The organism is Bacillus sp. SG20033 (genome assembly GCF_044570195.1).
In the GTDB taxonomy this organism is placed as follows: domain Bacteria; phylum Bacillota; class Bacilli; order Bacillales; family Bacillaceae; genus Bacillus; species Bacillus subtilis.
In genome coordinates this window covers 2,668,193-2,682,420 of sequence record NZ_CP172606.1, presented here as the reverse complement: position 1 = coordinate 2,682,420, position 14,228 = coordinate 2,668,193, and the positions used below count along the sequence as shown (strand labels likewise).

General features: G+C 41.8%; 15 protein-coding genes. 12 read left to right on the top strand and 3 right to left on the bottom strand.

All coding sequences use genetic code 11. The annotated features are described in order from the left end of the window. Nucleotides 1–63: 63 nt before the first annotated feature. The 8 genes from ccpN (at nt 64) to ACFVP7_RS14135 (ending at nt 8,160) form a co-directional block, all read left to right on the top strand. A complete protein-coding gene (ccpN, locus tag ACFVP7_RS14170; protein WP_003237058.1) occupies nt 64–702 on the top strand; it encodes a transcriptional regulator CcpN in 639 nt (212 codons plus the stop codon). Between the two features lie 25 nt (nt 703–727). Further along, entirely contained in the window at nt 728–1,540 is an 813-nt protein-coding gene (locus ACFVP7_RS14165) for a pyruvate, water dikinase regulatory protein (RefSeq protein ID WP_003230064.1), read from the top strand. A 253-nt stretch (nt 1,541–1,793) separates the two neighbouring features. Further along, nucleotides 1,794–2,288 carry a YaiI/YqxD family protein gene (locus ACFVP7_RS14160; RefSeq protein ID WP_003230065.1) on the top strand — a complete coding sequence of 165 codons (495 nt, stop codon included), beginning with the start codon at nt 1,794–1,796 and terminating at the stop codon, nt 2,286–2,288. A 33-nt stretch (nt 2,289–2,321) separates the two neighbouring features. After that, nucleotides 2,322–4,133: a DNA primase gene (gene dnaG, locus ACFVP7_RS14155; protein ID WP_014480290.1), complete on the top strand. Its 1,812-nt coding sequence runs from the start codon at nt 2,322–2,324 to the stop codon at nt 4,131–4,133. A 198-nt stretch (nt 4,134–4,331) separates the two neighbouring features. Next, complete coding sequence (gene rpoD / locus ACFVP7_RS14150) at nt 4,332–5,447, top strand: RNA polymerase sigma factor RpoD (RefSeq protein WP_003226225.1); 1,116 nt, start codon at nt 4,332–4,334, stop codon at nt 5,445–5,447. Nucleotides 5,448–5,776: 329 nt separating this feature from the next. After that, nucleotides 5,777–6,139: a cytochrome c550 gene (cccA, locus tag ACFVP7_RS14145; protein WP_003230068.1), complete on the top strand. Its 363-nt coding sequence runs from the start codon at nt 5,777–5,779 to the stop codon at nt 6,137–6,139. 256 nt (nt 6,140–6,395) lie between these two features. Continuing rightward, nucleotides 6,396–7,046 (top strand): tRNA (adenine(22)-N(1))-methyltransferase TrmK, encoded by a 651-nt coding sequence (gene trmK, locus ACFVP7_RS14140; RefSeq protein ID WP_003246178.1) that lies wholly within the window; start codon nt 6,396–6,398, stop codon nt 7,044–7,046. Next, a complete protein-coding gene (locus ACFVP7_RS14135; protein WP_338730588.1) occupies nt 7,039–8,160 on the top strand; it encodes a Nif3-like dinuclear metal center hexameric protein in 1,122 nt (373 codons plus the stop codon). The genes trmK and ACFVP7_RS14135 overlap by 8 nt, the downstream gene beginning before the upstream one ends. A gap of 22 nt (nt 8,161–8,182) precedes the next feature. On the opposite strand, the gene ACFVP7_RS14130 is transcribed toward ACFVP7_RS14135, so the two are convergent. Then, the gene (locus ACFVP7_RS14130) at nt 8,183–9,127 is read right to left on the bottom strand and encodes a 4-hydroxy-3-methylbut-2-enyl diphosphate reductase (RefSeq protein ID WP_014477361.1); all 945 of its coding nucleotides are present in this window, start codon (nt 9,125–9,127) and stop codon (nt 8,183–8,185) included. Between the two features lie 122 nt (nt 9,128–9,249). Next, nucleotides 9,250–9,984 carry a VrrA/YqfQ family protein gene (gene vrrA, locus ACFVP7_RS14125; RefSeq protein WP_326225392.1) on the bottom strand — a complete coding sequence of 245 codons (735 nt, stop codon included), beginning with the start codon at nt 9,982–9,984 and terminating at the stop codon, nt 9,250–9,252. Between the two features lie 168 nt (nt 9,985–10,152). Here vrrA and cshB point away from each other — a divergent pair, with 168 nt between their 5' ends. Beyond that, on the top strand, nt 10,153–11,469 hold the full coding sequence (cshB, locus tag ACFVP7_RS14120) for a DEAD-box ATP-dependent RNA helicase CshB (RefSeq protein WP_021480044.1): 1,317 nt from the start codon (nt 10,153–10,155) through the stop codon (nt 11,467–11,469). A 9-nt stretch (nt 11,470–11,478) separates the two neighbouring features. Further along, the gene (locus tag ACFVP7_RS14115; RefSeq protein ID WP_338730587.1) at nt 11,479–12,372 is read left to right on the top strand and encodes a deoxyribonuclease IV; all 894 of its coding nucleotides are present in this window, start codon (nt 11,479–11,481) and stop codon (nt 12,370–12,372) included. A 26-nt stretch (nt 12,373–12,398) separates the two neighbouring features. On the opposite strand, the gene ACFVP7_RS14110 is transcribed toward ACFVP7_RS14115, so the two are convergent. Beyond that, a complete protein-coding gene (locus ACFVP7_RS14110) occupies nt 12,399–12,653 on the bottom strand; it encodes a DUF2624 domain-containing protein (protein ID WP_003230076.1) in 255 nt (84 codons plus the stop codon). Between the two features lie 115 nt (nt 12,654–12,768). Here ACFVP7_RS14110 and ACFVP7_RS14105 point away from each other — a divergent pair, with 115 nt between their 5' ends. Beyond that, on the top strand, nt 12,769–13,650 hold the full coding sequence (locus ACFVP7_RS14105; protein ID WP_003230077.1) for a YitT family protein: 882 nt from the start codon (nt 12,769–12,771) through the stop codon (nt 13,648–13,650). Between the two features lie 137 nt (nt 13,651–13,787). Continuing rightward, the gene (zur, locus tag ACFVP7_RS14100) at nt 13,788–14,225 is read left to right on the top strand and encodes a zinc uptake transcriptional repressor Zur (RefSeq protein ID WP_004398578.1); all 438 of its coding nucleotides are present in this window, start codon (nt 13,788–13,790) and stop codon (nt 14,223–14,225) included. Nucleotides 14,226–14,228 lie beyond the last annotated feature (3 nt).

The window sequence follows — 14,228 nt, the reverse complement described above, 5'->3', positions numbered from 1 at the left end:
ACAAGATATTTACGTTATAATATGGATTATTATTTCTTTACATAGCTATGAAGTGAAAAGGTGGTGAGTACGATCGAACTAAATAAACGGCAAGAACATATTTTGCAGATTGTAAAAGAAAACGGGCCGATTACAGGGGAGCATATTGCAGAAAAGCTGAACCTAACCAGGGCGACATTGCGCCCGGATTTAGCCATACTCACCATGTCAGGATTCCTCGAGGCGCGCCCGAGAGTCGGTTATTTCTATACGGGAAAAACCGGCACACAGCTTTTGGCGGATAAACTCAAAAAGCTTCAGGTGAAAGACTTTCAATCTATCCCCGTAGTGATTCACGAAAACGTTTCTGTGTACGATGCGATTTGCACCATGTTTTTAGAAGATGTAGGTACTCTGTTTGTGGTGGACCGCGATGCTGTTTTAGTCGGGGTGCTTTCACGAAAAGACTTGCTCAGAGCGAGCATTGGCCAGCAGGAGCTTACATCGGTCCCTGTTCACATCATCATGACAAGGATGCCGAACATTACGGTGTGCAGACGCGAGGATTATGTGATGGACATTGCAAAGCACTTAATAGAAAAACAAATTGATGCACTGCCTGTCATCAAAGACACCGATAAAGGCTTTGAAGTGATCGGCAGAGTGACAAAAACAAATATGACCAAAATACTTGTCAGTTTATCTGAAAATGAAATCCTATAATATTGCAAACTAACGGGGGGATAATATGAATAACCGCATCATCTATGTTGTATCGGATTCCGTCGGTGAAACGGCTGAATTGGTAGTAAAAGCAGCACTCAGCCAATTTAACGGATCGGCGGATGATACTCATGTAAGAAGAATTCCTTATGTTGAAGATATAGGCACTATCAATGAAGTGATTTCACTTGCAAAGGCAGACGGCGGCATTATCTGTTTTACACTCGTGGTGCCGGAAATCAGAGAATATTTGATAGCCGAAGCGGAAAAAGCAAATGTTTTATATTATGATATTATCGGCCCGTTGATTGATAAAATGGAAACAGCCTACGGTTTAACAGCGAAATACGAACCGGGGCGGGTGCGCCAGCTTGATGAAGATTATTTCAAAAAAGTGGAGGCCATCGAGTTTGCAGTTAAATACGATGATGGACGTGATCCAAGAGGGATTTTAAAAGCTGATATCGTTTTGATCGGCGTGTCAAGAACGTCTAAAACACCGCTGTCTCAATATCTCGCACACAAACGCCTGAAGGTTGCCAATGTTCCGATTGTACCGGAGGTTGATCCGCCGGAAGAACTCTTTAACGTTGATCCGAAAAAATGCATCGGTTTAAAGATTAGCCCTGATAAACTGAATCATATCAGAAAAGAACGTTTAAAATCACTCGGGCTTAATGATAAAGCGATTTATGCAAATATCAACAGAATCAAAGAGGAACTCGAGTATTTCGAAAAGATTGTGGATCGGATCGGCTGCCAGGTTGTTGATGTTTCAAATAAAGCGGTTGAGGAAACAGCAAATATTATCCATCATCTCAAAACAAAAAACATATAACTCAGGACGCTCTATCCTGGGTTTTTGGCTGTGCCAAAAGGGAATAATGAAAAACAATAGCATCTTTGTGAAGTTTGTATTATAATAAAAAATTGTGATAAAATGATTAATTTTAGGTTTAAGGATCGTGTGATACGAATAAACTATTATGGGTAAGATGTCAAGAATTTCTCCCGGAAATTTTTCGACAAATTCATATACATCCACAATAATAAAGGATGTGCGATTTTGCTTGCTTTTATGCAGGAGTTTAATGGAGGGATGGAGAATTACTCTTCTTAATGAACAAGAAAAGACGATTTTTGTCGATGCTGATGCTTGTCCGGTAAAAGATGAAATTTTACAAACAGCATCCGAGTATGAAGTTCAAGTTCTTTTTGTCGCTTCATTTGAACATTATCAGCTTTCCAGAAGCAATGAAGAAAAATGGAAGTATGTTGATCCTCATAAAGAAGCTGCTGATTTATATATCGCAAATCACGTGAAACCGGGAGATATTGTTGTGACGCAGGACATCGGATTAGCATCTCTGCTGTTGAACAGAAATGTCTCTGTTATGTCGGAAAGAGGTCGTCTTTACAAGGAAGACACGATTGATTTTGCCCTAGAGGGCCGTCATTTTTCCGGCAAACAAAGAAGAAAAGGCGTATATGCCAAAGGGCCTAAAAAATTGAATAAAGAAGATCGAGAACGATTTATTACACTGCTGCAAAAAATCCTGTCGAACGATGAAGGGATTTTGCACTAAAGCATCGAATAATGTACGACGGAGTGTTATAAGATGGGAAATCGGATACCAGATGAAATTGTGGATCAGGTGCAAAAGTCGGCAGATATCGTTGAAGTCATAGGTGATTATGTTCAATTAAAGAAGCAAGGCCGAAACTACTTTGGACTCTGTCCTTTTCATGGAGAAAGCACACCTTCGTTTTCCGTATCGCCCGACAAACAGATTTTTCATTGCTTTGGCTGCGGAGCGGGCGGCAATGTTTTCTCTTTTTTAAGGCAGATGGAAGGCTATTCTTTTGCCGAGTCGGTTTCTCACCTTGCTGACAAATACCAAATTGATTTTCCAGATGATATAACAGTCCATTCCGGAGCCCGGCCAGAGTCTTCTGGAGAACAAAAAATGGCTGAGGCACATGAGCTCCTGAAGAAATTTTACCATCATTTGTTAATAAATACAAAAGAAGGTCAAGAGGCACTGGATTATCTGCTTTCTAGGGGCTTTACGAAAGAGCTGATTGATGAATTTCAGATTGGCTATGCTCTTGATTCTTGGGACTTTATTACGAAATTCCTTGTAAAGAGGGGATTTAGTGAGGCACAAATGGAAAAAGCGGGTCTCCTGATCAGACGCGAAGACGGAAGCGGATATTTCGACCGCTTCAGAAACCGTGTCATGTTTCCGATCCATGATCATCACGGGGCTGTTGTTGCTTTCTCAGGCAGGGCTCTTGGCAGCCAGCAGCCTAAGTATATGAACAGTCCTGAAACCCCGCTCTTTCATAAAAGTAAACTGCTTTACAATTTTTATAAGGCCCGCCTTCATATCAGAAAGCAGGAAAGAGCAGTCTTATTTGAAGGGTTTGCTGATGTCATATCGGCCGTAAGCTCGGGTGTAAAAGAGAGCATAGCCACGATGGGAACGTCTCTTACAGATGATCATGTCAAGATCCTGAGAAGAAACGTCGAAGAAATCATTCTTTGCTATGACTCTGATAAAGCCGGTTATGAAGCCACCTTAAAAGCTTCGGAGCTTCTGCAAAAAAAAGGCTGCAAAGTCAGAGTTGCAATGATTCCTGACGGATTGGACCCTGATGATTACATCAAAAAATTCGGCGGAGAAAAATTTAAAAATGACATTATTGACGCCAGTGTCACCGTAATGGCGTTCAAAATGCAATATTTCCGAAAAGGAAAGAACCTGTCCGATGAAGGCGACCGCCTGGCTTACATTAAAGACGTACTGAAAGAAATCAGCACGCTTTCAGGGTCTCTAGAGCAGGAAGTCTATGTAAAGCAGCTTGCTTCAGAGTTTTCGCTTTCACAGGAGTCTTTAACTGAGCAGCTGTCTGTTTTCAGCAAGCAAAACAAACCTGCTGACAATAGCGGTGAAACAAAAACGCGGCGAGCGCATCTGACGACAAAAGCAAGGCAAAAACGTTTGCGTCCGGCGTATGAAAATGCAGAAAGGCTGTTACTCGCTCACATGCTTCGAGATCGGAGCGTCATCAAAAAAGTGATTGACCGGGTAGGGTTTCAATTTAATATTGATGAGCACCGGGCATTAGCCGCCTATCTTTATGCTTTTTATGAAGAGGGAGCCGAGCTGACGCCTCAGCATCTGATGGCCAGGGTGACGGATGATCATATAAGTCAGCTCTTGTCTGATATATTAATGCTTCAGGTTAATCAAGAGCTTAGCGAAGCCGAGTTATCAGATTATGTAAAAAAAGTGTTGAATCAAAGAAATTGGTCAATGATAAAAGAAAAAGAGGCAGAAAGAGCCGAAGCCGAAAGGCAAAAAGATTTTTTAAGAGCTGCTTCTCTGGCTCAAGAAATCGTTACATTGAACCGATCTTTAAAATAACTGGAGAACTGATGAGGAGCATTTATTGGCAATGATTCCTTGCGGAGGAGCAAATAGATCGCTTAACCTCATCATGAATTGTCATTTCATTATTCGCACATTGTTAAAGGCAGTTCACATAGAAAACGCCTGAATGGACCGAATAAGAATCATACCGCTTATAGAATTCGTTGCAAGCTTTGGAAGGAGGGATCCATAATGGCTGATAAACAAACCCACGAGACAGAATTAACATTCGACCAAGTAAAAGAGCAATTAACAGAGTCTGGTAAAAAACGTGGCGTTTTGACATATGAAGAAATTGCTGAGCGTATGTCCAGCTTTGAAATTGAATCAGACCAAATGGATGAGTATTATGAATTTTTAGGTGAACAAGGTGTTGAATTAATTAGTGAGAATGAAGAAACAGAAGATCCTAATATTCAGCAGCTTGCCAAAGCCGAAGAAGAATTTGACCTTAATGACCTAAGTGTACCGCCTGGCGTTAAAATCAATGACCCAGTTCGTATGTATTTAAAGGAAATCGGTCGGGTTAACCTTCTTTCTGCAAAAGAAGAAATCGCCTACGCTCAAAAGATTGAAGAAGGTGACGAAGAATCTAAACGCAGATTGGCTGAAGCGAACCTGCGGCTTGTTGTCAGTATCGCAAAACGGTATGTCGGACGCGGTATGCTGTTCCTTGATCTGATCCAGGAAGGAAACATGGGTCTGATGAAAGCCGTTGAAAAATTTGATTATCGCAAAGGTTATAAATTCAGTACGTATGCTACGTGGTGGATCAGACAGGCGATTACACGCGCCATTGCCGATCAGGCGAGAACGATCCGGATTCCCGTTCATATGGTTGAAACCATTAATAAATTAATCCGTGTGCAGCGTCAATTACTGCAAGACTTAGGCAGAGAACCAACACCTGAAGAAATTGCGGAAGATATGGATTTAACGCCTGAAAAAGTACGCGAAATCTTAAAGATTGCTCAAGAGCCGGTATCTCTGGAAACACCGATCGGTGAAGAGGATGACTCGCACCTTGGTGATTTTATTGAAGACCAAGAAGCAACTTCACCTTCTGACCACGCCGCATACGAGCTATTGAAAGAGCAGCTGGAAGATGTGCTTGATACGTTAACTGATCGTGAAGAAAATGTATTGCGTCTTCGATTCGGTCTTGATGACGGCCGTACAAGAACATTAGAAGAGGTCGGCAAAGTATTTGGAGTAACGAGAGAGCGTATTCGACAAATCGAAGCCAAAGCGTTGCGGAAACTAAGACATCCTAGCAGAAGTAAACGTTTGAAAGATTTCCTTGAATAAGATGGAACGGGTCTTGAAGATCCGTTCTTCTTTTTTTAAAAAAGATATATGGATAATATGCCTTTATTTTACTGAAAAATGATGTCATTTGCAAATGAACATTGTGGTGAAAAATTTCAAAATCTAATTCCATATTTTCTATTGTAAGCGTATACAATACATTATACAATAGAATAAAAAGGATATTAGAGATTTAGGCATGTTTCAATTCAATTTTGTATAAAGTGTGAATAAAAAACTTTTGGATAGCAATCCATTTACTTTTTGTAAAAATAAGTTAGAATTAGAAGTGTTTACATAGGGGGAAGGATCAAAAAGGGGGAAGGGAAATGAAATGGAACCCGCTTATTCCATTTTTGCTGATCGCTGTTTTAGGAATTGGTCTAACTTTCTTTTTATCAGTAAAAGGACTTGATGACTCTCGGGAGATTGCGAGCGGAGGAGAAAGTAAATCTGCTGAAAAGAAAGATGCAAACGCTTCACCAGAAGAAATTTACAAGGCAAACTGCATCGCATGCCACGGTGAAAATTATGAAGGTGTTTCGGGTCCTAGCTTAAAAGGTGTAGGGGATAAGAAAGATGTCGCTGAAATTAAAACAAAGATCGAAAAAGGCGGTAATGGAATGCCTTCCGGTCTTGTTCCGGCCGATAAGCTGGATGATATGGCAGAGTGGGTGTCAAAAATTAAATAAAAGAACTATTTTTCTCTTTATACATTCACAGGCCGCCGAGATGTTCTCGACAGCCTTTTATTTTTGACTGCCGCGTGCAGACCCGCATCAAAAGAAATAATTTCAAAATCATTTGCTTCAGCTTGGATTCCGGGCTGATTTTTTATATGATAGTAAAGGAAAAAATGATTGAGAAAAGTTGTGATGACAAGTGAACGAATTAAAATTATCTAAACGATTGCAAACAGTAGCGGAGTACATACCGAATGGAGCGGTGATGGCCGATATCGGCTCTGACCACGCCTACCTTCCTTGTTATGCGGTGCTGAATCATAAAGCCAGCGGGGCGATTGCCGGAGAAATAACAGACGGCCCATTTTTGTCTGCAAAGCGGCAGGTTGAAAAATCAGGCTTAAACTCGCACATTTCTGTAAGGCAGGGAGACGGACTGGAAGTGATTAAAAAAGGGGAAGCTGATGCCATTACGATTGCCGGAATGGGCGGGGCTTTGATCGCTCACATTTTAGAAGCGGGCAAAGACAAATTAACGGGGAAGGAACGGCTCATTTTACAGCCGAATATTCATGCTGTTCATATCAGGGAGTGGCTTTATAAAGAAAGATATGCGCTGATAGATGAGGTAATCCTTGAAGAGGACGGAAAGTGCTATGAGGTGCTGGTAGCAGAAGCGGGAGACAGGGATGCGGCTTATGACGGTATTTCTTTATCAGCCGGGATGCTCGTCGGCCCTTTCTTGGCAAAAGAAAAAAATGCTGTCTTTTTGAAAAAGTGGACACAAGAGCTTCAGCACACTCAAAGCATTTATGAACAGATCAGCCAAGCGGCGGATACAGAGCAAAACAAACAAAAATTAAAGGAGCTCGCCGATCGAATGGAGCTGTTAAAGGAGGTAATCGATCATGGCTAAAAGTGTAAATGGGCAGCAGATCATCCAGCTGTTTGAACAATTTTCCCCGAAAGCCTATGCGGTTGAAGGAGATAAAATCGGCCTGCAAATCGGCACTTTAAACAAACCAATTAAAAATGTGATGGTTACACTTGATGTGTTAGAGAGCGTTATCGATGAAGCGATTGAAAAAGAGGTTGACTTGATTATTGCACACCATCCTCCTATTTTCCGGCCGCTAAAGCATATTTCAACAGATCAGCCTGCCGGAAGGTTAATTGAAAAGTGTTTGAAGCATGATATTGCTGTTTATGCAGCTCATACAAATTTAGACGTTGCGGACGGCGGCGTGAATGATTTGCTTGCTGAAGCATTAGAGCTGAGTGAGACGGAAGTGCTGGCACCTACTTATACGGATCCTCTGAAAAAGCTGGCAGTTTACGTGCCGAAGGAATATGAAGAGCAGGTCAGAGCCGCGCTCGGAAATGCGGGGGCCGGCCATATCGGTGAATACAGCCATTGCGCGTTTTCATCTGAAGGAATCGGCAGCTTTAAGCCATTAGAGGGAGCTAAGCCTTTTATCGGTGAAGTGGGAGAGCTTGAGCTTGTTCATGAAGTAAGGCTTGAGACTGTATTTCCTAAAAGCGTCGAAAAGGCTGTTATCAATGCAATGATAAAAAGCCATCCATATGAAGAAGTTGCTTACGATATCTATCCTGTTGAACAGACTCCCGCCGAAAAAGGACTCGGCCGTGTCGGAACCCTTAAAAATGAGATGACGCTCAAGGAATTCGCTTTATTTGTGAAAGACAAGCTTGACGTCAATGGTGTCAGAATGGTGGGGGATGCTGACAGCATGGTGAAAAAGGTAGCTGTTCTTGGGGGAGATGGAAACAAGTATATTCATCATGCAAAACGAAAGGGAGCCGATGTTTACGTCACAGGGGATTTATACTTCCATGTGGCCCATGATGCGATGATGCTTGGCCTAAATGTGGTTGATCCGGGCCATTACGCGGAAAAAATCATGAAAGAAGGCGTCACGAGAAAACTGACATCAATGTGTAATGATAAAAAGTTTGACGTGAATATCTTTGTTTCTGAAACAGATACAAATCCATTTATATTTCTATAAAAAAACTGAGGCTTTTACAGCCTCAGTTTTTTGCTTTTACTTTTGGAAGTATTTTTTTGAGCGGTATATTATGTTCAGTTGTCCAAGTTGATGGATCTTCGTGATCAAACTGCTCTAAAAAGCGAATGACTTCTTTTGTGATCGGCGTCGGTGTTGAAGCTCCCGCTGTAACTGCAACGGTATTAACGCCTTTCAGCCATTCGAGCTTCAATTCGCTTAAGTCGCCGATCCGGTATGCTTTTGTCCCGGCTATTTCCTCTGACACTTGAGCAAGCCTATTTGAATTGTTGCTTTTCGGGTCTCCGACAACGATTGTTAAGTCCGCTTTTTTTGCCTGCTCTGATACAGCTTCCTGCCGCACTTGAGTAGCGAGGCAAATCTCTTGGTGATATTCGACATGAGGATATTTTTCTTTGACAAGCTCCATAATGTCGTGAACATCCCATTGAGACATTGTTGTTTGATTCGTCACGATTAACTTCTCGGCTTGGATATCAAGGTTCTTTACATCTTCTTCTGTTTCAACTAAGTGAACGATCTCCGGCGCTACGCCAACGGCTCCCTCAGGCTCTGGATGCCCTTTTTTGCCGATATAGATCACGTGATATCCTTTTTCTTTCATCTCTAAGATTAGATTATGAGTTTTCGTCACATCCGGACATGTAGCATCAATTGCGACTAACCCTTTTTCTTCTGCGATTCTTCTGACTTCGGGAGAAACACCGTGCGCTGTGAAAATGACAGTTCCTTTGTCAACCTGCTTTAAGATGTCCAGACGGTTAGAGCCGTCCAATGTAAAAATCCCTTCCTCTTCAAACGCATCAGTGACGTGTTTATTATGAACAATCATCCCGAGTATATAGATGGGTCTTGGCAAGCTTTTATCTAGTGACGCATTTTTGGCAATGACCATAGCATCAACAACACCATAGCAATAGCCGCGCGGTGAAATTTTAATTACGTCCATTTTCGGTTGTCCTCCAATACTGAAGTGAGTAAAGGCAATATAAAAAGCCGTAATCAAACGGCTCTATTCTTGCATTCTTCTGATCTCATTATAGCCAATCTCACTTCAGATATCAAAGAATGTTAAATATATAATCTCGGTTTTGAACTGCCTGATGTTCTTTTCGGAGCAGGAGAGGCAGCTTCCTTTTTCTTCGGGGCAGATGTTTTCGATTCTTGTTCTTTATTGTCAGTTGTTTTAGATTTCTTTGGGAGAGAAGAACTTTTTGGTTTTGATTTTTTGTTCCCATCTGAGGTTTTTGTTTCAGTCTCTTTTTCTTTTTCTGATGATTCTTCTGAAACGGATTGTTTTTCACTTTCCTCATTGGCCTCTGTCTCAGTATCATCACTTTTACTTAATTGGCTGTACAGCTTCATCATTGCTGGCAGATTGCGGACTAATGGGCCGTACTGTTGGATCATAGGGGTGACTTGCTGCGCCATGCCGAGTACTTTTTGCACATTTCCAAGCATACTGGATAATGATGCAGGATTGGCGATATTTTGAATGCCTTGCAGGCCAGCACCTCCGCTCGCTGCGGCACCTGCTCCTGGAACTCCGGCGCTGCCAGCGCCTCCTCCGCCGGGTAGGAACCTTGACAGCATTCCTTTTAAGCCTCCGCCTGCACCTGCACTATTTCTCGCTCCGGCATTTGCCTGAGGAAGAAATTGTCCGGCTTGCTGAAAACCTTGCTGCTGTGCTCCAAATGAAGGTCCTCGCATATTAGGCGGTCTTCTGCCCATCATTCGCTGATTTGGCATGGGGCGGGGCGGTCCGGGCTGTGGGTAATTTCTCATTGGCTGCTGCGGTGAAAACATACTTGTACCTCCTTTCAGCTCTCTCTGCTATTAGAATATGCATGGGCTGCGGTATTTGCTTTACATAACTGAATAAAACAAACGCCTTGCAAACGTGGTGTTTTTAAGCAAAATCGGGTATAATGTGATGATGGACACATAATGTGCCGCTTTAAGGAGCTGGGAAAAATGAAAGAAACGAAATTTGAACTTTATGAATTGAAACCATTTATTATAGATGCAGTACATCGCCTTGGTTTTTACGAACCGACTGATATCCAGAAAAGGCTGATTCCTGCAGTGCTAAAAAAAGAAAGCGTCATCGGCCAGTCTCAGACGGGAACTGGAAAAACTCACGCTTATTTACTGCCTTTATTAAACAAAATTGATCCTGCTAAGGATGTCGTTCAGGTAGTCATTACAGCTCCGACAAGAGAGCTAGCCAACCAGATTTATCAGGAAGCGCTTAAAATCACGCAGGGTGAGGAAGGCAGTCAGATTCGCTCGAAATGTTTTATCGGAGGCACTGATAAACAAAAATCAATTGATAAATTGAAAATACAGCCGCATCTTGTTGTCGGTACACCCGGACGGATTGCTGACTTAATCAAAGAACAGGCGTTAAGTGTTCATAAAGCGGAATCTCTTGTTATTGATGAAGCGGATCTAATGCTGGACATGGGATTCCTTGCAGATGTAGATTACATCGGTTCCCGCATGCCTGAGGATCTGCAAATGCTTGTGTTCTCAGCGACCATACCGGAAAAGCTGAAACCATTCTTGAAGAAATACATGGAAAATCCGAAATACGCCCATGTGGAGCCAAAACAGGTGACTGCTGCGAAAATCGAGCATATCCTCATTCCTTCGAAACATCGTGACAAGGACAAGCTTCTTTTTGACATCATGTCGCATCTGAATCCATACCTGGGGATTGTGTTTGCCAACACGAAAAATACGGCTGACCATATTGCCCAGTATCTGACTGGCAAAGGCATGAAAATCGGCTTGCTGCACGGCGGATTAACACCACGTGAGCGGAAAAAAGTCATGAAGCAGATCAATGATTTGGAATTCACATATATCATTGCAACTGACCTTGCCGCAAGAGGTATTGATATTAAAGGTGTCAGCCATGTTATCAACTATGAGCTGCCGGATGATCTCGATTTCTATGTTCACCGTGTGGGCAGAACGGCTCGTGCCGGCTCATCAGGACAAGCGATGACCATTTATGAGCTTACTGATGAGGATGCATTAGTAAGACTTGAAAAAATGGGCATCGAATTTGATTACTTAGAGCTTGAAAAGGGCGAATGGAAAAAAGGCGATGACCGTCAGCGCCGCAAAAAGCGTAAAAAAACGCCGAATGAAGCGGATGAAATTGCTCATCGTCTCGTGAAAAAGCCGAAGAAGGTTAAGCCTGGGTATAAAAAGAAAATGAGCTATGAGATGGAGAAAATCAAGAAAAAACAGAGAAGAAACCAATCTAAGAAAAGAAAGTAGGGGAACCTGTTGCTGAGAATAGGCTCACACGTCTCTATGAGCGGAAAACATATGCTTCTGGCTGCAAGCCAGGAAGCAGTCTCTTATGGGGCGAATACGTTTATGATCTATACAGGCGCACCGCAAAATACGCGCCGAAAGAAAATTGAAGACTTAAATATAGAAGCAGGCCGGGCACATATGCAAGAAAACGGCATTGACGAGATTATCGTACACGCGCCTTATATTATTAATATTGGCAACACGACAAATCCGTCCACTTTTGAGCTGGGTGTTGATTTTCTTCGTTCAGAAATTGAACGGACAGCGGCCATCGGAGCGAAGCAAATTGTCCTTCATCCTGGCGCTCACGTAGGGGCAGGAGCTGAAGCCGGCATCAAAAAAATTATTGAAGGCTTAAATGAAGTGATTGATCCGAATCAAAATGTCCAGATTGCATTAGAAACAATGGCTGGAAAAGGATCAGAATGCGGCAGAAGCTTTGAGGAGCTTGCGCAGATTATCGAAGGCGTTACACACAATGAGCAGCTGTCAGTATGCTTTGATACGTGCCATACACATGATGCCGGGTATAACATTGTCGAAGACTTTGACGGAGTGCTGAATGAGTTCGATAAAATCGTCGGCATTGACCGTATTAAAGTGCTTCATATCAATGACAGCAAAAATGTCAAAGGTGCGAGAAAAGACCGCCATGAAAATATCGGCTTTGGTGAAATAGGTTTTGACGCACTGCAATATGTTGTTCACCATGAGCAGTTAAAAGACATTCCAAAAATTCTTGAAACACCATATGTTGGTGAAGATAAAAAGAACAAGAAACCGCCATACCGTTTTGAGATTGAAATGCTGAAAGTAAAACAATTTGATGACACATTGCTCGAAAAGATTTTACAGCAATAAAAAATGGGGGATAACACCCCCATTTTTTAGCTTGTGAATTGTTTGAATAGTTCATTAACTGTTTGAGCTGTTTCTTTCGATGTAATCGTCTCTACTTGTTTCAGCAGCCGCATTCGTTCACTCTCATTAAAGATGTTTACATTTTTCCCGTATAACAGGTTCGCTACTTCAACGGCCTGCGATCTTGTTAAGCTGATTCCGTATTGTTTTGAGTACTTCAGCAAATCATCAGCAGTAGCCTGATTAAGCCGCTGCAAAATAATTCTTTGAAATAAAATCATCGGTCATTCCACCTCCAGACTTAATGTATGGGCAAATCAGTAAAATGTGTCAGTGTTTAATGGTAAAATAGATTTATAATGTATTTAAAATAGTTATTGCAGGAAAGGAGATTTTATGACCCCAACAAAACAACATAAGAAAGAAACATTTACCCATTTTATTTTCAGGGTCTTTATGATTCTGGTAGGAGCTGCATCTGCGGCTGTAAGTATTGAATTATTTTTAATCCCCAATGATTTTATTGATGGCGGGATTATCGGTGTATCACTTATTTTAGACCACCTCTTTATGTCAAACCCCTTTCTGAATTTCGCTTTTTTCGTTGTCATATTAAATATTCCTTTTATGATCTTCGGATATAAATATATCGGTAAGACCTTTCTAGTCTCTACGTTTATAGGGATTGTCGGGCTTGCCGTTATTGAATCCTCACTTCACCATGTAGAAGCCATTACAACCCAGCCTATTTTGGCTACTGTGTTCGGAGGTCTTTTACTCGGCTTTGGCGTCGGGCTTGTTATTCGAAACGGAGGTTCAATGGATGGTACAGAAATTCTCGGTATTTTGCTGACCAAAAAACTCCCGTTTTCTGTAGGTGAGTTCGTTATGTTCATCAATGTGTTCATTTTCATTTGGGCAGTTTTTGTGTTCGGTCCTGAGCAAGCGATGTACTCATTCATGACTTATTATATTGCGATGAAAACGATTGATGCCGTGATCCAAGGGCTTGATGAAACAAAAGCTGTCATTATTGTGTCTGAGCAGTATGATGAGATTTCCGACGCGATTTTGCACCGTCTCGGTCGGGGCACAACGAAGCTGAAGGGGAAAGGCGGGTATACGGACGAAGAAAAAGACGTAATTTACGCGGTTGTCACAAGGCTGGAAGTGACAAAGCTCAAATCGATCGTGTTTGAAGTTGATCAAAATGCATTCATAACAATTATGAATACTCATGAAACGAGAGGCGGAAAATTCAAAAACGCAATCCACTAGGCTTTCATTTACTTTTATTCATTTTATGGGTATAATTTTATCTGCAGTAAAGAAAATGGCTTGCTGGACAGACAGCTGCCATTTTCTTTTTCATACATGTGATACGTTCTTAAGCAAAGCGAAAAGGGGGACCCTTCATGAACGTCCAAGAAGCGCTGAACCTATTAAAAGAAAACGGATATAAATATACAAACAAACGGGAGGATATGCTGCAGCTTTTTGCTGATTCAGACAGATATCTTACCGCTAAAAACGTACTGTCTGCACTGAATGATGATTATCCAGGCTTAAGCTTTGATACAATCTACAGAAATCTTTCTTTATATGAAGAACTTGGGATTTTGGAAACAACTGAGCTGTCCGGTGAAAAGCTTTTCCGATTTAAGTGTTCATTCACCCATCACCACCATCATTTTATTTGTCTTGCCTGCGGCAAAACAAAGGAAATTGAATCATGTCCGATGGACAAGCTTTGTGATGATTTGGATGGCTATCAGGTCAGTGGGCATAAATTTGAGATTTACGGCACATGCCCTGATTGTACAGCGGAAAACCAAGAAAACACTACTGCGTAAAAT